Here is a 22,371-nt window from a genome sequence, read left to right on the forward strand (position 1 = left end):
ATCTACTCTTGGCAGCGAAATTCAGGACAACATTGGGCGACAAATAAGGTGTCATGAAGGCGATTGGTGCTTTTTGATGGTTCATAACTAAGAAATATACGGGTTATTTCTGTTGTGGTTTCAGCTGACATTAAACCTGAAAAGAGGCGTTGATTAACGATATTAATATAAGCATCGACGTCCTCAATATTGTTGATGAATTCGCTTTCGTCCCATGTCCACTGTGTCTCTTTGGTATTACGATACGATAAAACCGTGTTCCACATCGCATTGTTAATTCGGCGCATAATATCGGTATTTAAGATCGCAAACTCAGGAGCCACAAGTTCGACATCCGTTATTTCGCCATTAGGGGCATAGTCTGGATCATAGAAATTAAACACGCTCGGTGCGCACAAAGGTGCTTGGCCAAAGTTATTACGTGTTCCGATCCAGTCGTACCAACGGGCAGGGTGATTGCTTTGTACATTTAAAGCGCGAGCTAAGTTTGCCATTGCAATGAGCGGTTCTTTAATTTTACCAAAGTTACGTTGGCTGCCACCTTGTTGCAGGTGATCTTGCATTGCAATACCTGCGAGTAAATCGTCGTCTAGCAAAATAGCCTTGATGATGGTTTGCATATCACCGCGTATGCCTGAGCCATTATCTTTAAAAATATCGGCCACGCGTTGAATATATTCTCGACGTGGATTACTTATTGTTAGGCGTTTGATCAGTAATGTTGCAATAAATATAGGAGTGTTAGCATGTTGAAATAATACTTCAACGGCTTGTTCTACGTCCTGTAATGCGTTTTGTCCCGCAGGAAACAGATGGCCTAACACTTGTTTTTCATCGCTGTCGTGTTGATTTTCATCAGCATACATGGGGTGGTGGTAATTAGTTGTTTTCCAACCAGTGAAGACACGTGCAAGTTCTTCAATATCGGTCTGAGTGTAGTTCGGAATACGATTCCCATTGCCATCAACCGCAATCATACCATCGCTAGTTAGTTGCCATAGGCCAAGGCTAAATAGTTGCATTACTTCACGCGCATAATTCTCATCGGGAAAAGTATTCTTCGCGGGATTGGCTTTACGACTTCCAGAGAGTGTTAAGAATTTACCCATTGCAGGGCTGAGGGTAACTGCTTTGAGTAAGTCTTTGAAATTACCAAAAACGTGGGTTAATAACAGGTCATAATACTCGGCAAGTCCTTCTGAATTAGGCCCGCCATTTTTGACACTACCACTATTTGACTTAGTGCAAACGCAAGGCGCTGGCGTAGGGTATCTTGGCTATTGACGGTAAAATCCCACCAAGCGCTCATACGAGGATTTTCGTTGTAAGCATCGCCTGTCGCGTCTGCAAACTCACGCATTTTAGTTAGATGACTCTCTATTGGAAACGTAAACTGTGTAGTAAACCAATCGGTAATATTAGTATTGACTAGGTTGTTAATATCATTGCCTTTAGCCCCGAATGTTGCCCGAGATAAAAAACGTGCGGCTTGCTCGTGAGATAGTGATGTAGTACTTAGTGACATAAATAATTACCTGGAGAACAACGGGACATAGCAAAGTATATAATGATGCTATCACTATTCTGACGTTATTTCATGGCCATATATGTAGCACTACCCATAAAGATGTAAATTGGATGTGACCTATGTTGCATTGTGGTTAACAATACTTTACATCGATATTAAGCCTGTGTATTGTCCATACCACTGATTTTTAAGGTGCAAGCAGTTAAGCTATCCATTTTAAAGTTAAAATCTGGTTAAATAAACTGCATTCGATATATCAAGGATTAATACGTGTTAAATATTAAAAGTAGTCAGTCTCAATCTCAATCAGCTAGTGAAAGTTGGAATGCCCATGATACCAAGTGGACCCTTAGTTTATTTGGTACTGCTGTAGGGGCTGGTATATTGTTTTTGCCTATTAATATAGGCGCTGGTGGATTTTGGCCGCTTATCATTATGGCACTGCTCGCGGGGCCGATGACTTTTTGGGCGCATAGAGGTTTATCTCGATTTGTACTTTCATCGAAAAACCCCGAGGCTGATTTTACCGATGTCGTTGAAGAACATTTCGGTCATAATGCCGGTCGCATTATCTCTGTGCTTTATTTCCTATCTATTTATCCTATCTTACTTATTTATGGTGTTGGCTTAACCAATACGGTAGATAGCTTTATCGTTAATCAACTTGGTTTCGAATCACCGTCGCGTGTGTTGTTATCCGGCATATTGGTTGCTGGTATGGTCGGTGTGATGATGGGGGGAGAAAAACTAGTTCTCAAAGCGTTTGAGATCATAGTGTATCCATTGGTGCTTATTCTTGCCGGACTATCAATCTACATGATCCAAGATTGGCAAGTGCCTGACATATCACTGACTACGGATATGGCTGAGTTTTCGCGTACATTATGGTTGGCCGTGCCCGTCACAGTATTTGCGTTTAGCCATGCTGCGGCGATTTCCAGCTTTTCGATGGCACAAAAGCGCCATTATGGTAAACAAGCAGTGGGTAAATCAGAACAAATCCTGAAACGTACGTCAATCATGCTTATTTCGTTTGTGGTATTTTTTGTGTTTTCATGCGTGTTTAGCCTCACTCCTGCGCAGTTGTTGGAAGCTAAAATACAAAACATATCGGTGTTATCGTATCTTGCCAATGCGAAAGATAATGCCTTAATTGCTTCTTTGGGTCCTTTAATCGCTTTCATTGCCATTACATCGTCATTCTTTGGGCATTTCTTAGGTGCGCGAGAAGGTTTAAATGGTCTGATACGTAAACAGGTAAATATGAAACCTGCGGCTATCAATAAGCTGACTATCTTTATACTGTTTATCACTATCTGGATTGTGTCAGTAATGAATCCAAGTATTTTGAATATGATGGAAATGTTTTCTGGACCGGTTATTGCGATGATTTTGTTTGTGATGCCTATGTATGCGGTACATAAAGTTGAAGCATTGGCTAAATACCGTGGTGCTTTAAGTAATATCTTCGTCGCCATCATGGGATTGATAGCAATCTCTGCGCTAGTGTTTAACGTATTCCTATAAGACTCTTAATAAGATTGTGTAATTAGATTGCAGTCTAAGCGTACGGGATAAAATAGGGACTGTTAGTTTCTGAAGAAAGGCTCAATTGCATGTAGTTAAATCGAACATGCAATTGAGGTTTAGCTACTTATTATAAGCGCTATTATGACGTAGTTTGAATACTTGCTAAGCGAGGCAATTTGCCTTTTAGTGCGGTAATATGCAATGTCTTGTTAGACAGATAATCATTCAAACCATTGTTACGTAATAGACACGCAGGGCAATCGCCACAACCTTTACCGACGACACCGTTATAACAAGTCAGAGATTGGTGTGTCACAAAATCAAGTTCATCATGCAAGTCTGCAAGTGCCCATGTTTCTGCTTTGTTTAACCACATTAATGGCGTTTCAAATTTAAACTCTTTCGCCATGCCTAAGTTACAAGCTTGGTTAATCGATTTGATAAATTCATCACGACAATCAGGGTAGCCAGAGAAATCTGTTTCACATACACCGGTGATAACCGTGTTAGCACCAACTTGGTAAGCATAGATACTCGCCAGCGTCATGAATATGATATTACGACCAGGGACAAAAGAATTCGGTAAACCGTTGTCCATTAACTCGTGAGATACCGAGATATCGTCACGTGTTAATGAGCTAATTGCTAGTTCACCAAGCACATCAGCATTAATGATTTTATGATTTTTAACACCGAAATAAGCCGCTGTTTTCTTCGCTACCTCGATCTCTTGGCTATGACGTTGGCCATAATCAAAGGTAATGCAGTCTACACTGTCATAACGTTGCAGTGCATCGACTAAACAAGTAGTGCTATCCTGACCACCACTAAATACTAATACGGCTTTGTTTGCTGTCTGCTGTGACATTTTTTGTCCTTATATCGATATTACCAAGCTTTAATTAGGCGATAATAGCACAAGTATATTCAAACACGGCTAAATCGGTGGTTAAAGTCGCTTAAACAATTGCCTGTCACTGGTTAAAAAAAAACGTCGAAATAGCAACTAGGCAGGATTGATTTGTTTCGGTAGAATGTATAACTGCTGTATATAAACATAGTATATAGCGATCACGTTTATGTATAAGTTAGCGTTTGCTGGCTTTTTGTTTTATTGGTAAGTATAAGCATGTCAAATAATACTGAAAATACGCAATTAAAGCCGAAGGATCCCGGTTTACAAATTATCTCAGAAGCAGAGCAGGGCAGTCCTTTTTCTCAACTTGCCGCGGCTGATATGTGCTATGCGCGAAGCCATTTTGATGATGCTTTTTATTGGTACAGCATTGCGGTGCGTTCATTTACCAGCAATCCTGATGCGTACTCAGCTGAAGTGATTAAATATGAAGTATCTGCGGCAGAGTGTAACCTTGCAGGTATGTTCTTTAATGGACTTGGTACTGACACGGACAAGATCCAAGCGTTTAGACTGTACGCAGAAGCGGCGCGTAAGCGTTATGTTAAAGCACAATTACAGCTAGGTATGATGTATGTATACGCCGAAGGTATTCAGCAGCATTACGGTTTAGGTTATGCTTGGTTGAATGCGGCACAACTTAATGGCGAAGATAATAAAGAAATTAAGAAAGTGCTGAAAATGATCGAAGCTAAAATGGATCGTAAAGCACTGGATAATGCCCGTAAAATGTCAGAACAGTGGATTGATGAAGCGATTTTGGAAAAGCTCGCGCTACGTAAGAAAACCCGTTTTTCTTTCATCAGTAATTGGTTTAAAAAGTCTTAATAAGACATCGATAAATAGTAAAGAATAATATAATACGTTAACACTACCTGTAAAATTATCAGCACTCTTCTAAACTTAACTTATCAACATATTATTGATAGGTGATGAAGATGGATTTAAGTAATTTTGAACAAATGGATACCGCGATCTTACTGGGTATTGTTAACGAAAAACTACGACTAGAATGTCCCGACCTGCATGATCTGTCGGCGTCTTATGACATGCCTACCGAAGCCCTCGCCAATAAACTCGATACATTGGGTTATCATTACGATACCAAAACTAATCAGTTTAAAAGTTTTTAATATTGAGCAAATAGTTTGCATTACCGGGTGGTCATATTGGCGTGTATACCGGATTATGAAAAGTGGCTAAAACACCGTCTCAATTGATGGCGAAAGCGTGTTTTGATCCACAGGGAAGTGTGACGTTATGGCAGAATATGGCCGCGGCTTCAGGGGACAATCAACCTCCAGCCGAGAGAGCTGAGCTGCGCGTACTAACTGTAGGCTTATTCAGCTTAATATTAACCTATGTAAGTTATTATCTCGTTTGATCGCGATAACCATAACCAACACCGTACCTTAAGAATAGATCGTCAGATAGTCTCGCCGACTCTCATTACACCACTAAGAATTTTAGAGTGGCGATAATAATACTTAGCTATGATTGGTCTTGCGCTTGGCCAGTTTGTATTTAATTACATTTGCGACGGTTAACGGGTGATTTGTGCTCTTATTGATTAACAGCTGGATGTCTGCGGCGTTAATATCACTGTAACCGTCGTGAGCCATTAATATCTTGGTGATGTTAAGTTGTAATAATTTGTTTAATGATTGCTTGTAGGCATCGGGCTGATAGATAGGGAAGGGGGAGGTAAATTTATTCCGCAGTTTTAAAATCATATCGCCGACATACATAAGTTGAGTCGGTTGATGCAAGAATGATAAATCACGGTCGGTATGACCAGGGGTAAAATGTACCATCCACTCATCAAACTCAGGCACTAGTGCTTGGTCTTGTAAAATAACATCGGGTTTAAGATGCGGGTGATAATAAATATTCTGCCATTTTTTACCCTTACGACGTGCCACATATAACGCCAGCATCACATCTATGCTGTGTGCAATACGGCCTTTGAAACCTTGATACCACTGTTTTTCAAAGCCTACCGAAGCAATTTGACAGCCAAACTGTTTACGTAATAAGTGTGCACCGCCAGCATGGTCAGGGTGCATATGCGATACCAATACCAGTTTTAAATCGCCGATGTCACGTTGCAGGGTATCGGTAATGAAGGTTTTAATCACCGGCACATCACATCGACAGCCACCATCAAGTAACATTAACTTGTCGGGATATTCGACTAACAAAATCGTTTGAATATAACCTTTGATGTGGTGTATCTGCATGCACGCGACTTCTTTTAAAGTATCTAGTTGTTCAATCATTCTCGCACAGTTTTGCGTCGATAAAACCCATGAGATGTTAAATTTTTGTAACTTAAGCAAATTTAAGCAAAACTACTGGCAGTAAAACCAGTATTTATCTACACTAGCGATAGCTTACCTTTAACGCTAGGAACCCCACGTTTCATGAAAATATTACATACCTCAGATTGGCATCTTGGCCAGCATTTCATTACTAAAAGTCGCGTCAACGAACACAGCTGCTTTATGGCTTGGTTACTTGAACAGGTCGAATTACACCAAGTGGATGCGGTTATTGTCGCTGGTGATATTTTTGATACTGGCACGCCGCCAAGTTATGCGCGTGAGTTATATAACAGTTTTGTTGTTGCCATGAGCAAGGTGAACTGTCAGTTAATTATTCTAGCGGGTAATCATGATTCGGTAGCAACGCTCAATGAATCAAAGCAATTATTGTCACAACTTAATACCCAAGTTATTTCGAGTGTATCGCTTGATTTAGACCAGCAAGTGTTAGAGCTTAAAAACCGCCAAGGTCAACTGGGGGCATTATTGTGTGCCGTGCCGTTTGTACGGCCTCGTGATGTAATGCAAAGTGAAGCATGGCAGTCAGGTAGTGAAAAACAGCAACGCTTAGGTGCGGCAATTACAGAGCATTACGCCAATTTGTATAAACTGGCCGAGAAAAAGCGTGAGCAGCATAATGATAAAGACAATAGCGCGGTACCGATTATCGTTACTGGTCATTTAACTGCACTCGGTGTTTCGGTTACAGAATCAGTACGTGATATTTACATCGGTACATTAGAGGCATTCCCTGCGAATCAATTCCCTGCGGCAGATTATATTGCCCTTGGTCATATTCATCGCGCACAAAAAGTCGCTAAATCAGAACATATCCGTTACAGCGGCTCGCCAATCCCATTAAGCTTTGATGAAGTGAAACAGCAAAAGAGCGTTAACTTAGTGAATTTTGTTGAAGGTAAGTTCGATTCTGTCACCGAATTAGCGATTCCACGCTTTCAACCTATGCAGGCAATTAAAGGTAATCTGGAAAGTATTGAAGCGCAATTAGCCGATTTCAAAACCCATACCGATCCATTACCTGTGTGGTTAAGCATTGAAGTGCAAGAGCAAGACTACCTTACCGATTTACAAACCCGTATTGAAGCTATGACCACAGACTTGCCAGTGGAAGTATTACAAGTGCGCCGAGCACGTAAAGACAGAGAGCAACATTTGCATAGCCAAGTGAAAGAAACCTTATCAGAACTGTCGGTGAATGATGTGTTTGCACGTTGTTTACAAGGCGTTGAGTTTACCACGGATGCAGAAATTGCGCGTAAATCACGTATCGAATTAGCCTTTAAACAGATTGTAGAGCAAGTCGAGCATGCAACGCAGGAGGAAAAATAATGAAGATCAAACGTCTTTCCTTTAAAAATATTAACTCGTTAAAAGGCGAGTGGCAGCTTAACTTCGACCAAGAACCGTTTTTGAGTAATGGCTTGTTTGCTATTACAGGGCCTACAGGCGCGGGTAAAACCACCATTCTTGATGCGATTTGTTTGGCCTTGTATCACGAGACTCCGCGTCTGGCGATATCGAAATCTCAAAATGAGGTTATGACGCGTAATACCGCAGAGTGTGCCGCCGAAGTTGAATTTGAAGTTCAAGGTAAAGGTTACCGTGCGAGCTGGAGTCAACGCCGTGCTAAAAATAGTGCGCAGGGCAACTTACAAGAAATGAAAGTGGAATTGGCGGAAGTGGTGTCGGGTGACATTCTTGCTAGCCAAGTAAAATTGAAAAAACAGCTGGTGGCGGAAATTACGGGGTTAGACTTTTCGCGATTCCGTAAATCGATGTTGTTATCCCAAGGCGAATTTGCGGCGTTTTTGAATGCCCCAGCTAACGATCGCGCGGAATTATTAGAAGAACTGACAGGCACTGAAATTTACGGCCAGATCTCGCAAGCGGTATTTGAAAGCCATAATGTCGCGAAAGCAGAATTAGATAAATTACGTGCCAAAGCCGATGGCGTTAATCTGCTGAATGACGAACAACGCAGCGAGATTGCCACTGAACAAACGGGTGTCGAAACCTTAGTTACTGATTTAACCAAGCAGCAAACAGCGCTACAGCAACAAAAGCAATGGCGTGAACAGCTTGAACAAGCACAGCAAGGTGTTAGCCAGTCGCAAAGTAGTTTAACCACTGCAGAGCAGGACACTACAAGACAACAACCTGAGTTAGATAAGTTAGAAAAAGCAGAGCCAGCTGAAGCATTACATCTGCCGTTTACGCATTTAAACCAAGCTAACAGTAAGCTTGCGGAATTAGATAAACAGCAACAGGCATTGCAGCTATCTGTGGCATCAGCGCAAAGTGCGGTTACAGCTAATCAAGACCAAAGCAAAGTCACTCAAGCACAATTAGATGACGTTAAGCAGCAAAGCCAAGCGCAAGAAACTTTAATCAATGACCAAATAATGCCATTGGATAATGATTGCGCCCAGCTAAGCAAAGAGTTGCAACAATGTCAGTCGCTACAACAGCAGCAGAATAGCGAACAGCAAACAACGCAGCAGCAATTAGCTAAGTTAACGCAAACCGCGCTGCAAGCCCAAAAAACGGTCAATGATTGTCAGGCATATCAACAGCAGCACAGCAAAGATGCAGAGCTGAATACACGCTTACCGTTATGGCAAAGCCAGATCCAGCAATGTAATCAACAGCAACAAAGCTTAACGGTATTAAATCAGCAAGTGGCTGACAACCAAGCGCTGTTAAAGCAAAGCCAAACTTCGCAACAGCAATTGTCGACTTCTGTTATGGCAAACTCTGAGCGTCAGCAGTCGGTGAACGATGCGGTTAATCAGGCGCAGCAGCAAGTAGCTAACTTGTTAGCGGGTGATGATTTAACTATGCTTGAGAATGTGTTTAGCCAGAAATCACGCGCGCAAAGCATTGTTGAGCAGTTGTCTGGTTTAGAGCAACGTTATATTAGCGAGTCGCAAGAGTTTACAGCCAATCAAGCGAGCATTGGCACATTAGAGCAAAAGCTAACTGGCGTTAATGTTGAGATCGCAGCAAAAATCGACCTGTTTAAAGTTAAGAAACAAGAATTCAACGATGTTCAGCGTTTATTAGAGCAAGAACAAAAGATTGCCAGCTTAGAACAATTACGCAGCCAACTTGAAGCGGGACAAGCGTGTCAGTTATGTGGCTCGACAGAACACCCACTGATCGCGGAATATCAGCACATTAGCGATTCGCTAACGGCGCAGCGTAAAGCGCAATTAGACTTAACGTTAGAGCAAATTAAAACTGAGGGCGGCGAACTTAGAAGTCAGTTGGAAGTAGCAAAAACAAAATTAGATAGCTTCAACAGCCGTAATGCGACATTACAGCTGCAACTAGAATCTTTAATTGCACAATGGCAAGATTATACTCAGCAGTTGAATGCCAATTTGATGATCGCGGATAGCGCGAGTACGCAGGCATTTGTGCAGCAGCAAGCACTGCAATTAGAGCAATTGTCACAACGCATCCAAGGTTTAAAAGCAGCAACAGTGCAATTACAGCAAACGCAGCAAGCATTGGTTGAATTTGATAAACACAGTGCACAACTGCAACATCAAATTGAGCTAGTGAACCGTGACTTACAAGCAGCTCAAGATGTTGAGCAAAAGCTAATAAGCGGAACGCAGCAACAAGGGCTGGTGCTAAACGAGTTACAACAAGCATTAGCTAATAGCGTGACTGAGTTAGGTTTATCACTGCCGGAATGGAGTCAACTCGACAACTGGTTAGCGCAATGCAAGCAAGCCATGCAAACATGGACACAACAAGCACAGTTATTGCAGACTGCAAGCGAACAGTTCCTTGCTGCAGACAGTCAATTGACGCCGTTACGTGAGCAGCAAGTTAAGCTGGATGCGGTTATTGCTCAAACTCTGATTGCGTTAACTAACCTGTCGGCGACTTTGACTGATAAACAGCAGCAACGTCAGCAGTTATTTGGTCAACGCAGTGTGGTGGATGCAAGACTGGCTATGCAGCAGCAATTAAGCAGCGCTGAACAAGCGCAGCAAGCAAGTACAGCGCAAGCGACTGCATTATCGAATCAGTTACACGCGCAGCAAGGCGAGTTAACCACGTTACAACAAGGTTTAGCACAACAACAGCAAGAGTCGGTGGATTGCTTAGCGACATGGCAACACGCGCTAGCAGCGAGTCCATTCGCCACTGACGTTGAGTTTTACCAAGCGTTATTACCTGCAGAAGAAAAGCAGCGATTATTGGCGCTTAAGTCGCAACTGACAGCTAACTTAACCCGTTGTCAGGCATTGTTTGAGCAAGCTAATGAACGTTTATTAACACTGCAACAGGCGCAGGTTACGGAATTTGAACTCGCAGCGATTATTGCGCAGTTAGATGTGATGACTGTCGAACTAAATCAAGTTTTACAACGTCAAGGTGAATTGAAACAGCGCCTTGCTGATGATGCCGCACGTAGCGCCGATTTAGCTGATTTCTATCAACAAATTAAAGACTGTGAAGCGGACTATGATGACAAAGCTTATCTGCAAAGTTTGATTGGCTCGAAAGACGGCAGCAAGTTCCGCCGCTTTGCGCAGGGCTTAACGCTCGATCACCTTGTTACCTTAGCCAATCAACAGTTAGATCGTTTACACAGCCGTTATCAACTGCAACGTAAACTGGCGTCTGGCAGTGAAGCGCTGGCTTTACAGGTAGTGGACACTTGGTTAGCCGATGCAGTACGTGATACCAAAACCTTATCAGGCGGCGAAAGCTTCTTAGTGAGCTTGGCGTTGGCACTAGGCTTATCTGACTTAGTTAGTCACAAGACCAGCATTGACTCGTTATTCCTTGATGAAGGCTTTGGTACGCTCGATGCTGAGACGTTAGATATCGCTTTGGATGCGCTGGATAACTTGAATGCCTCAGGTAAGATGATTGGCGTTATTAGTCACGTTGAAGCCTTGAAAGAACGTATTCCAGTACAAGTTAAAGTGAATAAGGGTAGTGGACTAGGGCTGAGTTCGTTTGAAGTCGTGAGCTAGTTTTAGCTTGTATCTGTGAGTGATGAATTGAATGGCGATAGGATTGGTACTATCGCCTTTTTTGTCTTGGGGCTGATATTGTTTATTTAACATATTGTTATTGTAAGTCGAGATTGATAGTTTATAACTGTATTACTTTGATCTAGGGGTAAAAATGGATGTTTTGATCGAACAAGAAATCGCGTTACATCAGTATGAAACCCGACAGAGTAAGGCTGATATAGCTCGGTTAATTCACTGTAATTTTAGAGAGGTTGGTGAATCAGGTATAAGTTACGACTACCAATCGATTATTGAAATGATGGAAAATGAGCAACCATCGAATGGTTTTATTCATTCTCAACATTATGAATGTATTCAGCTCGAAGAGTCGGTTCAGTTACTGCTGTATAAATCAGCGTCAGTTGATGAGTTAGGTAAAAGCAGTCACTTCGCTAAACGTTCATCAATTTGGGTATTAAATGGAACACAATGGCAATTGAAGTATCATCAAGGTACTGCTTGTGAGTCATTTGAATTATTTATTGCTGAAAAATGAGATTGAACTAGATAATTTGGATAGTACGCTTCAGCAAGCGATAGGGAATATTGCATAATATAAACAATATCCTAGCAATATCTGCGTAGAAGATTACCCTACAAAGGCGCTGGTAGGCATCACTTAAAATGGAGTTGTAAGTGCTATGAATAAAGTCGTAATAGTAACTGGTGGTAGCCGAGGTATTGGCGCCGCCACTTCAATGCTGTTAGCCTCAAAAGGTTACGCGGTCTGTGTTAATTACCATTCCCGCACTGCTGACGCTGAATCTTTAGTTACTAAAATCACCGAACTTGGCGGTAAAGCCTTTGCCTTTGCTGCTGACGTATCCAATGAAGATGATGTCGTTAAATTGTTTGATGCCACCGAACAACGCTTTGGTCAGATCACCCATCTGGTCAACAATGCCGGTATTTTATTTACGCAATCACGTCTAGTTGATTTAAGCTTAGAACGCTTCAATAAAGTCATGACTACCAACGTAACAAGTTGCTTTTTGTGTTGTAGGGAAGCTATCAAACGTATGGATAGTGGTGGTGCGATTGTGAATGTGTCCTCTGCTGCATCAAGAAGTGGTGCGCCAAACGAATACATAGATTACGCCGCATCTAAAGGTGCAATGGATACCTTAACTAAAGGCTTGTCACTCGAAGTCGCAGCCAGTGGTATTCGCGTTAACTGTGTTCGACCTGGTTTTATTCATACCGAAATGCACGCCGATGGTGGCGAACCAAACCGTGTTGCAAGGTTAAGTTCACAAATCCCGTTACAACGGGGTGGTAGGCCAGAAGAAGTCGCTAATGCCATCGTTTGGTTGTTATCTGATGAAGCCTCTTACGTAACAGGTTCGTTTATGGATATAGCAGGCGGTAAGTAACCGTTTAATCAAGTGAGCAGAACGTTATCAATACAGATAAGTCATTCTAAATAGGGACATCATTTTGACTCAAATTAATATCCAATACTTTAAACATCCTTATGCAGAATTTGTGCTTGGTTCATATGGCGGCAAACTTTGCCTGTGTGATTTTCGCTACCGAAAAATGAGAGAGTCTGTTGATAACCGCATTCAACGTGGCCTTAACGCGTCATTTGTCGAGCAAAATGATGCGATTTTGACGCGTGCGAAGATACAGCTTGAAGAGTACTTTTTTGGAGATCGTAGTGTTTTTGATATTCCATTACTGCTGGTTGGTACTGATTTCCAAAAGGCAGTATGGAATAGATTAGCAGACGTTAAATATGGTGAAACCGCTACTTATCTGGATTTAGCATTATCCATTGGCAATGAAAGTGCAGTGAGAGCGGTTGGAAGTGCCAATGGCGCAAATGGATTGGCAATTATTATTCCTTGCCATCGTATTATTGGCAGTAAGGGTGAACTCGTTGGTTATGGTGGTGGTTTGTCGTTAAAAAAACGCCTGTTAGAATTAGAGCAAAACTTGTTTATTTGATATTGCATCATCTGATATAGATCGTTTGATATCAAACTATTTGAAATAGAACAGCGCTCTAAAACCTTAAACATGACGATTGATTTCTAGCTATGAGTAGATCATGAAACAACAATTAAGAAACAAAATAATCGACGTTTGTAATAAGAAAATAGACAGTAAAGGCGATAATGTTGGCCTGTCATTTTATGCCTTTTTTGCCAACAAAAATGATAATCCAGAGTTACTGATGGAAGTCGCTACTTGGTGGATCCAAACCCATAAATTAGACCACTTCGTTAAAGCAATGATCATTAAAAAGATGATCCAAGACGGGCTGTAGAGGTTAAGCACCAAACATATAAGCAAGGAGAGTAATATGCCAGAGCCTAAAAACAAAGCACCTAAAAATACGGCACTTAAGAATGCGTCACTTAAACATACGTTACTTAAAAATAGAGTCCCGCCACCACTTGTCGCGGGACTATTTTCGTTCGCGATGTGGTCCATTTCATTTATAGTCCCAGCGGTCGAAATGGATACCGCAGTACGTTTGATGTTATCAATACTAATTATCGCTGCTGGTATATTTTTTTGCCTTACTGGTGTCATTTCTTTCCGCAGAGCTAAAACAACAGTTAACCCTTTTAAACCTGAAACCACAACGGCGCTGGTAAGCTCGGGTGTTTACGCTATATCTCGTAACCCTATGTATGTTGGTTTCGCTTTATTGTTACTCGCATGGACTGTGTATTTATCATCCCCTTGGGTAAGTATAGGCATTGTAGGCTTCGTGCTTTATATGAACCACTTTCAGATTGAACCTGAAGAGCGAGCGCTTAAAGATATATTCGGTCCAGAATTTATCCGTTATCAGGAAAAAGTTCGTCGTTGGTTATGAGTCTTTTCTATTAACGATTACAATAAGGTGCTTGCTCGATATTAGGGCGTTGGTTTTTCTATATAGATTTTTATACCAGAATATAAGAGGTTAGCTTTATGAAATATGTTGTTTATTTGTCAGGTGAAATTCACAGTGATTGGCGCGAACAAATTATTAATGGCTGCAAGCAGAAAGGGCTCGATATTCAATTTACTTCAGCGGTAACAAATCATGAAGCAAGTGATGCTGCTGGCGATTGCTTAGGTGAAGAAAATACTGCATTTTGGCGAGACCATAAATCAGCAAAAGTGAATGCAATTCGTACTCAAGCGGCTATTAAAAGTTGTGATCTTGCGGTCATACGTTTCGGTGAAAAGTACAAACAGTGGAATGCAGCCTTCGACGCAGGTTACTGCGCCGCTTTAGGTAAACCTTACATCACGCTACATGATGAAAGTCTGATCCATGCGTTAAAAGAAGTTGATGGTTCGGCGCAATCTTGGGCTACTACGCCAAGTCAAATTGTGGAGATATTGACATACTTGGTCGCTAAGTAATAATGCGAGTATGTAACAACCGCTATTGCGCCTGCATTGTTTATCGCAAGGTAAGGTGAACTCAATTCCGTATAGGAGAATACAAATGATTGGATATGTAATATTAGGCTCACAAAATATCGATGTTTCGCGTTATTTTTACAGCTCGTTAATGAAGATGATGGGTGCGGAAAAAGTAGCAGATTCGAAAATATTTTTAGCCTGGAGTTTTGGTGAAGGTAAACCTATGCTCGCAATTGGAAACCCGTTCGATGGTGAAGATGCTAGTTACGGCAATGGCACCATGGTCGCTTTAAGTGTTTCTTCGGTCGAAGACGTAGATAAGCTGCATAAAAAAGCATTAGCTTTAGGTGGACAAAATGAAGGTGATCCAGGCTTGCGCTCTGGTGGTTACTATTGTGCTTATTTTAGAGATCTCGATGGTAACAAGTTGAATTTTCATTGTAAGCCTTAGACGTTAAACCTTAAATTTTAAAAAAATACGATTTTAAGGATAAGCAATGTTTCAGGATGTCGTCCAAATTATCTTCATTAAAGGCTCTCAAGTACTGCTTGCTTATCGTCAAAATACCGAGTTTCTCGATCAGCAGTGGAGCCTTCCTGGTGGTCGAATTGAACTTGGTGAGCACCCGCAAGTCAGTGCGCTTCGTGAATCATTAGAAGAGGTAGGTGTTGAACCTATCAACCTTTGTTTTTTAGCTCAGCTGTCGGATCCTAATGTGGATTGTCAGCATTATGTTTACGTGTGTGATGATTGGCAAGGTGAACTAATAAACGCCGAACCGCATTTATGTCGTGAAGTTCGTTGGTTCGCTCTAGAAGCTATACCTCACGTCTGTGCTCCGACAATCCCGCCGATACTGGCTGAACTAAAAAGGTATTTAGAGTGAATATCGCATTTTTTGATTTTGACGGCACGATTACCCACGAAGATGCGTTTACCAAATTCATCTTTTACGCCACCCCCCAACATCGCTTAATTGCAGGTATGGTACTGCTATCACCGGTTATCTTGTTACACAAGTTAGGCTTATATCCGGCGGCGAAAATCAGACCTCTCTTGGCTAAGTTCGCTTTTTGTAATCGTAGTGAACCGCAGATCTTTGAGCTAGGTGCAAGGTTTGCTGCGGACTATTTACCTTCTGTATTAAGACCAACGGCAATGGAAAAGATTAGCTGGCACAAAGCGCGCGGTGACAAAGTCGTTGTGGTGTCCGCGTCACTCAATCCGTACCTTTCCTATTGGTGTAAAACACACGATTTAGACTTGATATGCAGTGAGTTGGAATCAAAGTCTTCACTACTCACTGGTAACTATGTACAGGGGGATTGTGGCGGTGACAACAAGGTTAGGTTCATCAATCAACGCTTTGATTTAACCTTGTTTGATATCATTTTTGCCTACGGTGATACTGCAGAAGATCACCCCATGCTGGAATTGGCACATACCAAGTATTACCAATGGCGAGAAGTGGCTTAGTAAGTTTTCTCTGGATAAAAGTGATCTTGATCATAAGTTAGTCAAGCCCAATTGCTTAACTTATAAACCTTCAGCATTACTCGCCTTTTTTATTTTTTTGCCTTACACTTATTTTAAATTTATATCCCCTCGTAAAATAAAGGAAAAAAACATGGCTCAAGCAACTGCACGACACATTTTAGTAGACGACGAAGCAAAGTGTAATGAACTAAAAGCACAAATCGAAGCCGGTGCTGATTTTGCTGACGTTGCGAAGCAAAATTCAAATTGTCCTTCAGGCTCTAGAGGCGGTGATTTAGGTCAGTTTGGTCCAGGGATGATGGTACCAGAGTTCGATAAAGTTGTATTTTCAGCACCTGTAAATACAGTACAAGGCCCAGTAAAAACACAATTTGGTTATCATTTATTAGAAGTAACTAGCCGTAGCTAATTATCATTTTATGTTTCTCGCATCCTTTGTGATGTGAGGAATACCGCTGTATTCAAATCTAATTTCAATCTGTAACAATACTTTTAATAAATAGTCATAACAATAAACATATATCTGAAACAATAAGATAATCTACAAATTAATATATTTTTTTGTTGACTCCAAATCAAAACGGGATTAAATTCCGCTCGATGTTTTAACGACCCTGTCCCAAGCAGTGTAAACAAGCGCCAGCAACCTCCTACCCAGCTGGTGTTTTGCTCATGTAAAGCAGCATTAAACTCAGATAAAAACACCTGTTCCATTTGAGTCTTTTAATTTACTTAGCCGTTTTGGCTCTATTTTAGAAGGATCTTAAAGCATGTCAGAAGCGACAGCCTTAAGTCTTATTCCACCTGTGGTGGTTTTGGTGTTAGCCGTTGTATTACGACGTCCTATCCTTTCGTTGGTTATTGGTTCATTTGTCGGACTCATGTTAATTGAGTCTCATAGTGCGCTAACCAATTTTTCTGCGATATCCCTCTCTGTAATGACAGATGAGACTATCGGTTGGCTTATTTTAGTCTGCGGTGGTTTTGGTGCCTTAATTGCGTTACTCGTGAAAACGGGTGGTTCGATGGCATTTGGCCGCTATGCGATGAAATTTGCCAAAGGGCCTAAATCGTCTTTGTTAATGACATTTTTATTAGGCGTCGCTATTTTTATCGACGACTATTTAAATGCATTAACGGTTGGTTCGACGATGAAGCGCGTGACTGATAAGTTTAAAGTGTCTCGCGAAATGCTTGCTTATGTTGTTGATTCTACTGCCGCACCAATTTGTGTGTTAGTACCATTATCGACATGGGCGGTATTTTTCGGCGGTTTACTTGTCGACAATGGTATTGCTGCTGAAGGGCAGGGTATCGCGGTATACATGGAAGCAATTCCCTATATGTTATACGCCTGGCTTTCGGTGATCATGGTGGTATTAGTGATTGTTGGTATCGTGCCAACATTTGGTCCAATGAAAAAAGCACAGTTAGCGGCTGCGCAAGGTGTACCAGCTTTGGTTCAAGTTGATTTAGAAGAGATCCAAACCTCTGATGAATACGCGCTTAAAGCCATTGAAGATGAATTTAAGCATGCTGACGACACGGGTAAGTTACATAACTTTGTTGTGCCGATCTTGTTATTAGTCGGTTTTACGGTGTATTTTGACATCGATGTGTTGATGGGGCTATTAGCTACATTAGCCATTACATTGCCGTTTTATGCCGTGCAAAAAATTATGCCACTGGCCGACATGATGGAACAAATGATTGATGGTTTTAAATCGATGTTACCGGCGATTTGTACCGTTATAGCCGCTTTTATTTTTAAAGATGTGAGCGATCAATTACTGTTGTCACAATATGTTATTGAACATTTAACGCCATTTATGACACCGAAATTATTACCAGCAGTGGTGTTTTTATCTATGTCTATATTAGCGTTTGTAACGGGTTCTAGCTGGGGTATTTTTGCCGTGTCCATTCCAATTGTAATGCCGTTAGCGCAATCTCTGAATGCAGATATTCCGTTAGTGATAGGGGCGTTATTATCAGCATCATCATTTGGTAGTCAGGCGTGTTTTTACTCTGACTCGACGGTGTTGGCTGCGCAAGGTTCTGATTGCAACTTGATGAGTCATGCATTAACGCAATTGCCTTATACGTTAATCGCTGCCGCTATTACGTTTGTTGGATTTATCTGGCTCGCTTAATCGTTAAAGTCGCGATTTAAAGGTGCTGTATGTATGAATACGGCACCTTTGCTAGATAATTAACCTGACAATCCTCAAATACTGACCTTAGTTAATCTTAGCTGTGCATTATTCTGCTAATTTAAATTACCCCTTATTTAATATCGTTAATTCACAATTATTGAGCGTTTAACAATGAAAAAATCACTCTCTTTTAGAGCCTTTATCACCTCTGTGTGTATCTCTATCATCTTATTGTTGAGCATCGTTCTAATTCGAGTCAGTATTAATCATTCACGAGAAGTCACGACCAGCCTTTCTGAAGACATCGTTGCGAGTCATGCTGAAGAGCTCACAGGCCGTATTGGCTTGCTGGGAACACCTTTGGCTACCTTGCTTGATACCTTAGCGTTTACAGATTTTGTACACTCTAAATTAGATGTACACGATCCTATTTGGTTAGGGACATTAGCTAAAATCTTGGCTAAAAGCCCGCATTTATCGACGTTATACTTTGGTGATGAACAAGGTAATTCCTTTGTTGTTCGACCTATCTATGATACTAGCGATCGTCTGGGATTAAGCGCCCCTGAACACTCGGTGATCATGGTCGATTATAATCAGTTTAATGGTGAGCAAAAGCGTATTTTCTTTGATAAAAATATGTCGGTAATTACCGCGTATCCTTACGATAATCAAAACTATGACCCACGGGTAAGACCTTGGTTTATTGAAACTAAGCAAGGTGGTGATATTAATGTTAGCGAACCGTATTATTTTTATTTTTTCCAACATTTTGGTATTACCTTCTCTCGTCGCTCTCTCGATGGTAAGAGTGTCATTGCCGCTGATTTCACCCTTGATTCACTGAACGATGTAATGGCAGAAATGGCCTACTCAGTGGATTCTAAAATATACCTGTTTACGGCGAAAGGGAGCCTATTAGCCAGTAATCAAATTATTAAAGCCGATGACCCGAGCAAAAAAATAGCATTACAGGATCTGGGGTTAAAAACGTTGATTCCAAACTTAAGTAAGGTGAATATCAATGATGGTGAAAGTCGTCGGATTGAATGGCAAGGCCAAGAGTGGCAGTTAATCATTACCCCTATGGTGATGAGCGAAGATGAAATTCTGTACTTAGTTAATGTGGTTTCGTTAGAGGCGGTGCTGGCTGATTCGAATGACTTTTATAATGATTTACTGCTTATCTCTTTAACCGTAGTGGTGTTATCACTGTTTATTGTTGTCAGTGCCACTCGTCACGTGGTACGTCCACTGACATTTTTGGTTAAATCACTGGAAGATATTCAACGTTTTAGTTTTAAAAGGCGCCCGTATAGAAGCTCAGGTATCACCGAAATTGATCAAATAAACGAAACGATGTTGTTGATGGAAGAAGTATTATTTAACTTTATTCAAAATCTAAAACAGGTTGCGCGTTCAACGGCGCCCGAAGAGATGTCATCATCTTTGGTATCACAGGTTCAAGACATTTTGAAATCAGATGATTGCTTGCTGTTTACTAATTCGCGTCAGTCTCGCTCTGAGTTTTCATTAGCGGCAAATATTGGTCAGCATGGAGACATGAATTTACAAGCGTTGTTCGATATTAACCCTGCTGCTTTTGAGCAATCGGTATATGAGTTAAGCCAAGGTGAGGTGCGATTGCTATCAACGCAGCACCATTCTGGTTTTATAATACCGTTGTTTAACCGTAACAAGCAAAATACTGGCGCGTTATTGATCTGTTTTAATCTGGGTGTTACTGCTGATATTCGTGGTCGCCTAGCATTTGTGCAGGAGTTTATCGGTTTTAACGAACTGGTCTTAGAACACTTGGAAGCAATAGAAGAACAAACTAATTTGTTCCATGCCTTTGTGATGATGACAGCCAGTGCGGTTGACGTTAAATCAGCTTATACCGGTGAACATTGTAAGCGTGTTCCCGAGTTAACCAGAATGTTGACAGAGCAAGTCGTGCTTGATAAAGGCTCATTTTCTGAATTTGATATGGATAAGAAACAGTGGGAAGAGTTGTTGCTGGCGGCTTGGTTACATGACTGCGGCAAGGTATCAACACCTGACTTTATCATGGATAAATCGACCAAACTGGAAACTGTGTATGATCGTATTCATGAGGTAAGAATGCGTTATGAAGTACTTAAACGTGATGCTGACATCTGTTATTTACAAGCCTTGCTTGCTGGCGGTGATCAAGAGCGAGCACAAGCTGAGTGTGAGCAGTTGAAGCAAACTCTGGATAATGAATTTGCCTTTGTGGCGGATTGTAATCTGGGAAGCGAATTTATGGCAGACGACAAAATGACGCGTTTAGCCCAAATAGCTCAGCGTACTTGGTCACGCACTTTACCCGATGACATTGGTATCTCGCACCAAGAGAAAGTGAAAAAGACCGCACAATCGCTGCCAATAATGGAAACCATACTGAGCGATAAAATTGAGCATTTGTATGCCTGGGACGAGAAGAAAAAATTACAAGCTAATGGTTTACGTGACTTTAAGATTAAGCAGCCTGAATATCAATATAATCGCGGTGAATTATATAATCTGGGTATTAAAGCGGGCACGTTAACGGCTGAAGATCGTTACAATATTAATGAGCACGTAGTGCAAACGTATATCATGCTGGATCAATTGCCATACCCAGAGCATTTAAAGAATGTGCCGATTATTGCAGGTAGTCATCACGAACGTATTGACGGTAAAGGCTATCCATTAGAATTGGCTGGTGACGATATTCCGTTGCAAGGCCGTATCATTGCCGTCGCTGATGTGTTTGAAGCATTAACCGCATCGGATCGTCCTTACAAAGAAGCGAAATCATTAAGCTTAGCGCTGAAAATTATGGCTAATATGGTAAAAGATAGCCATCTGGATAGAGAATTGTTTGACTTGTTCTTAACGACTGGCGTATACAGTCAATACGCAACCGAATATTTAACACCGCAGCAGATTAATGTTGTTGATATTGAAAGTATTCGAAGTATTTATCTTCCGACAATCGATGACGATTCATTGATTGCTAAGCAAAAGGTTATCGCTTGATTAACACCCATAAATTTACCCTCGCAGGCTGTTTAGCTATTTTATTATGGAGCACTATTGTTGGGCTTATTCGTAATGTTGCGGAGCAGTTAGGCCCAATTGGTGGCGCAGCCATGATCTATACCGTTAGTTCGGTATTTTTATGGGTGTTTTTAGGTGCGCCAAAACTGAAGCTTTTCCCGACTCGCTATCTCCTGATTGGTGGTGGTTTGTTTGTGAGTTATGAAATTTGTTTATCCTTAGCGTTAGGCATGGCGAACGATCGCACCCAAGCGGTAGAGATGGGGGTGATTAACTATTTATGGCCTTCGTTAACTGTGTTAATGGCGGTGTTTATGAGTCACAAACCCGTGAATAAACTCTTGTATCCTGCCATCGCTTTGTCGTTCTTTGGCGTTGCTTGGACGGTTGGCGGTGATGAAGGCATTTCGATTAGTCAGCTAAGCAGTAATATCGCCACCAATCCCGCTAGCTATTCGATGGCCTTCTTTGGTGCCTTTATTTGGGCATTTTATTGCAATATCACCAAAAAACTCGCTAACGGTATGAATGGCATTACGTGGTTCTTTATCGGCACTGCGATTGCTCTGTGGATCAAGTATTTAATCAGTAATGAACCAGCGATGGAATTTACTACCGAAGCGACGTTTGATTTGTTACTTGCTGGCATTGTCATGGGCAGTGGTTATGCACTTTGGAATATTGGTATTCTTGGTGGCAACATGGTTTTTTTGGCGACGTTATCGTATTTCACCCCTATTTTATCGACATTTTTTTCGGCAATGATACTCAATATCGAACTGACAACTAAATTTTGGCAAGGTGTGGTGATGGTGACTGTCGCTTCGTTAATATGCTGGTGGTTGACCCGAGAAAAGCCTTGATGATATGAGACTAACGTTGCAGTGTTAACCCTGGTGTAATACTGCAGCGCATACG

The 22,371-nt window shown here is 41.4% G+C and carries 23 protein-coding genes; 19 read left to right on the top strand and 4 right to left on the bottom strand.

Translation table 11 applies throughout. The features are described from left to right. Window positions 1-2: 2 nt before the first annotated feature. Window positions 3-1,175, bottom strand: coding sequence for a DUF1800 family protein (locus CXF93_RS04945; protein ID WP_255418827.1), 1,173 nt, complete (start codon window positions 1,173-1,175; stop codon window positions 3-5). Beyond that, window positions 1,166-1,525, bottom strand: coding sequence for a DUF1800 family protein (locus tag CXF93_RS22350; protein WP_255418820.1), 360 nt, complete (start codon window positions 1,523-1,525; stop codon window positions 1,166-1,168). Before CXF93_RS22350 ends, CXF93_RS04945 begins: the two co-directional genes overlap by 10 nt. 273 nt (window positions 1,526-1,798) lie before the next feature. On the opposite strand from CXF93_RS22350, the gene CXF93_RS04950 reads away from it, so the two are divergent. Continuing rightward, a complete protein-coding gene (locus CXF93_RS04950; RefSeq protein WP_101061313.1) occupies window positions 1,799-3,055 on the top strand; it encodes an HAAAP family serine/threonine permease in 1,257 nt (418 codons plus the stop codon). A 142-nt stretch (window positions 3,056-3,197) separates the two neighbouring features. Here the strand turns inward: CXF93_RS04950 and queC are convergent, their stop codons facing one another. After that, complete coding sequence (gene queC, locus CXF93_RS04955; protein ID WP_101061314.1) at window positions 3,198-3,926, bottom strand: 7-cyano-7-deazaguanine synthase QueC; 729 nt, start codon at window positions 3,924-3,926, stop codon at window positions 3,198-3,200. A gap of 261 nt (window positions 3,927-4,187) precedes the next feature. On the opposite strand from queC, the gene CXF93_RS04960 reads away from it, so the two are divergent. The 3 genes from CXF93_RS04960 (at window position 4,188) to CXF93_RS22210 (ending at window position 5,358) form a co-directional block, all read left to right on the top strand. Beyond that, window positions 4,188-4,802 (top strand): tetratricopeptide repeat protein, encoded by a 615-nt coding sequence (locus tag CXF93_RS04960; RefSeq protein ID WP_101061315.1) that lies wholly within the window; start codon window positions 4,188-4,190, stop codon window positions 4,800-4,802. Window positions 4,803-4,912: 110 nt separating this feature from the next. Then, window positions 4,913-5,107, top strand: a complete 195-nt coding sequence (locus CXF93_RS04965; protein ID WP_017220407.1) for a DUF4250 domain-containing protein — start codon at window positions 4,913-4,915, stop codon at window positions 5,105-5,107. A 62-nt stretch (window positions 5,108-5,169) separates the two neighbouring features. Then, a complete protein-coding gene (locus CXF93_RS22210) occupies window positions 5,170-5,358 on the top strand; it encodes a hypothetical protein (protein ID WP_232784107.1) in 189 nt (62 codons plus the stop codon). A 103-nt stretch (window positions 5,359-5,461) separates the two neighbouring features. On the opposite strand, the gene CXF93_RS04970 is transcribed toward CXF93_RS22210, so the two are convergent. Next, the gene (locus tag CXF93_RS04970; protein ID WP_232784108.1) at window positions 5,462-6,253 is read right to left on the bottom strand and encodes an MBL fold metallo-hydrolase; all 792 of its coding nucleotides are present in this window, start codon (window positions 6,251-6,253) and stop codon (window positions 5,462-5,464) included. Window positions 6,254-6,397: 144 nt separating this feature from the next. Here CXF93_RS04970 and sbcD point away from each other — a divergent pair, with 144 nt between their 5' ends. From sbcD to yddG, 15 genes are all read left to right on the top strand, one after another. Further along, window positions 6,398-7,648, top strand: coding sequence for an exonuclease subunit SbcD (gene sbcD, locus CXF93_RS04975; RefSeq protein WP_101061316.1), 1,251 nt, complete (start codon window positions 6,398-6,400; stop codon window positions 7,646-7,648). Continuing rightward, complete coding sequence (locus tag CXF93_RS04980) at window positions 7,648-11,319, top strand: AAA family ATPase (protein WP_101061317.1); 3,672 nt, start codon at window positions 7,648-7,650, stop codon at window positions 11,317-11,319. The genes sbcD and CXF93_RS04980 overlap by 1 nt, the downstream gene beginning before the upstream one ends. Window positions 11,320-11,473: 154 nt before the next feature. Continuing rightward, window positions 11,474-11,857 (top strand): DUF4440 domain-containing protein, encoded by a 384-nt coding sequence (locus CXF93_RS04985; RefSeq protein WP_101061318.1) that lies wholly within the window; start codon window positions 11,474-11,476, stop codon window positions 11,855-11,857. A 145-nt stretch (window positions 11,858-12,002) separates the two neighbouring features. Further along, entirely contained in the window at window positions 12,003-12,734 is a 732-nt protein-coding gene (locus CXF93_RS04990) for a glucose 1-dehydrogenase (protein WP_101061319.1), read from the top strand. Window positions 12,735-12,798: 64 nt separating this feature from the next. Beyond that, on the top strand, window positions 12,799-13,311 hold the full coding sequence (locus tag CXF93_RS04995) for a methylated-DNA--[protein]-cysteine S-methyltransferase (RefSeq protein WP_198551589.1): 513 nt from the start codon (window positions 12,799-12,801) through the stop codon (window positions 13,309-13,311). A gap of 103 nt (window positions 13,312-13,414) precedes the next feature. Then, entirely contained in the window at window positions 13,415-13,633 is a 219-nt protein-coding gene (locus tag CXF93_RS05000) for a DUF6500 family protein (RefSeq protein WP_101061321.1), read from the top strand. 36 nt (window positions 13,634-13,669) lie between these two features. Further along, window positions 13,670-14,191: an isoprenylcysteine carboxylmethyltransferase family protein gene (locus CXF93_RS05005; protein WP_101061322.1), complete on the top strand. Its 522-nt coding sequence runs from the start codon at window positions 13,670-13,672 to the stop codon at window positions 14,189-14,191. 98 nt (window positions 14,192-14,289) lie between these two features. Continuing rightward, window positions 14,290-14,730, top strand: coding sequence for a YtoQ family protein (locus CXF93_RS05010; protein ID WP_101061323.1), 441 nt, complete (start codon window positions 14,290-14,292; stop codon window positions 14,728-14,730). A gap of 85 nt (window positions 14,731-14,815) precedes the next feature. Then, complete coding sequence (locus CXF93_RS05015; RefSeq protein WP_101061324.1) at window positions 14,816-15,184, top strand: VOC family protein; 369 nt, start codon at window positions 14,816-14,818, stop codon at window positions 15,182-15,184. A gap of 46 nt (window positions 15,185-15,230) precedes the next feature. Then, entirely contained in the window at window positions 15,231-15,620 is a 390-nt protein-coding gene (locus CXF93_RS05020) for an NUDIX domain-containing protein (protein ID WP_101061325.1), read from the top strand. Then, window positions 15,617-16,210 carry an HAD-IB family phosphatase gene (locus tag CXF93_RS05025; protein ID WP_101061326.1) on the top strand — a complete coding sequence of 198 codons (594 nt, stop codon included), beginning with the start codon at window positions 15,617-15,619 and terminating at the stop codon, window positions 16,208-16,210. The genes CXF93_RS05020 and CXF93_RS05025 overlap by 4 nt, the downstream gene beginning before the upstream one ends. Window positions 16,211-16,361: 151 nt before the next feature. Then, entirely contained in the window at window positions 16,362-16,640 is a 279-nt protein-coding gene (locus CXF93_RS05030; RefSeq protein WP_101061327.1) for a peptidylprolyl isomerase, read from the top strand. 361 nt (window positions 16,641-17,001) lie between these two features. Continuing rightward, window positions 17,002-18,384, top strand: a complete 1,383-nt coding sequence (locus CXF93_RS05035) for a Na+/H+ antiporter NhaC family protein (protein WP_101061328.1) — start codon at window positions 17,002-17,004, stop codon at window positions 18,382-18,384. A 174-nt stretch (window positions 18,385-18,558) separates the two neighbouring features. Further along, complete coding sequence (locus tag CXF93_RS05040) at window positions 18,559-21,432, top strand: HD domain-containing phosphohydrolase (RefSeq protein WP_101061329.1); 2,874 nt, start codon at window positions 18,559-18,561, stop codon at window positions 21,430-21,432. Next, window positions 21,429-22,316: an aromatic amino acid DMT transporter YddG gene (yddG, locus tag CXF93_RS05045; RefSeq protein ID WP_101061330.1), complete on the top strand. Its 888-nt coding sequence runs from the start codon at window positions 21,429-21,431 to the stop codon at window positions 22,314-22,316. Before CXF93_RS05040 ends, yddG begins: the two co-directional genes overlap by 4 nt. Window positions 22,317-22,371 lie beyond the last annotated feature (55 nt).

The sequence above is a fragment of the Moritella sp. Urea-trap-13 genome (genome assembly GCF_002836355.1).
In the GTDB taxonomy this organism is placed as follows: domain Bacteria; phylum Pseudomonadota; class Gammaproteobacteria; order Enterobacterales; family Moritellaceae; genus Moritella.

Coding starts and splice junctions, on each gene's coding strand:
- CXF93_RS05000 (WP_101061321.1), top strand. CDS start 13,415: ATGAAACAACAATTAAGAAACAAAATAATCGACGTTTGTAATAAGAAA.
- CXF93_RS04965 (WP_017220407.1), top strand. CDS start 4,913: ATGGATTTAAGTAATTTTGAACAAATGGATACCGCGATCTTACTGGGT.
- CXF93_RS22350 (WP_255418820.1), bottom strand. CDS start 1,525: ATGTCACTAAGTACTACATCACTATCTCACGAGCAAGCCGCACGTTTT.
- CXF93_RS04970 (WP_232784108.1), bottom strand. CDS start 6,253: ATGATTGAACAACTAGATACTTTAAAAGAAGTCGCGTGCATGCAGATA.
- CXF93_RS04980 (WP_101061317.1), top strand. CDS start 7,648: ATGAAGATCAAACGTCTTTCCTTTAAAAATATTAACTCGTTAAAAGGC.
- CXF93_RS04990 (WP_101061319.1), top strand. CDS start 12,003: ATGAATAAAGTCGTAATAGTAACTGGTGGTAGCCGAGGTATTGGCGCC.
- CXF93_RS05035 (WP_101061328.1), top strand. CDS start 17,002: ATGTCAGAAGCGACAGCCTTAAGTCTTATTCCACCTGTGGTGGTTTTG.
- CXF93_RS05010 (WP_101061323.1), top strand. CDS start 14,290: ATGAAATATGTTGTTTATTTGTCAGGTGAAATTCACAGTGATTGGCGC.
- CXF93_RS05015 (WP_101061324.1), top strand. CDS start 14,816: ATGATTGGATATGTAATATTAGGCTCACAAAATATCGATGTTTCGCGT.
- sbcD (WP_101061316.1), top strand. CDS start 6,398: ATGAAAATATTACATACCTCAGATTGGCATCTTGGCCAGCATTTCATT.
- queC (WP_101061314.1), bottom strand. CDS start 3,926: ATGTCACAGCAGACAGCAAACAAAGCCGTATTAGTATTTAGTGGTGGT.
- CXF93_RS05020 (WP_101061325.1), top strand. CDS start 15,231: ATGTTTCAGGATGTCGTCCAAATTATCTTCATTAAAGGCTCTCAAGTA.
- CXF93_RS04960 (WP_101061315.1), top strand. CDS start 4,188: ATGTCAAATAATACTGAAAATACGCAATTAAAGCCGAAGGATCCCGGT.
- CXF93_RS05030 (WP_101061327.1), top strand. CDS start 16,362: ATGGCTCAAGCAACTGCACGACACATTTTAGTAGACGACGAAGCAAAG.
- CXF93_RS05040 (WP_101061329.1), top strand. CDS start 18,559: ATGAAAAAATCACTCTCTTTTAGAGCCTTTATCACCTCTGTGTGTATC.
- CXF93_RS04985 (WP_101061318.1), top strand. CDS start 11,474: ATGGATGTTTTGATCGAACAAGAAATCGCGTTACATCAGTATGAAACC.
- CXF93_RS05005 (WP_101061322.1), top strand. CDS start 13,670: ATGCCAGAGCCTAAAAACAAAGCACCTAAAAATACGGCACTTAAGAAT.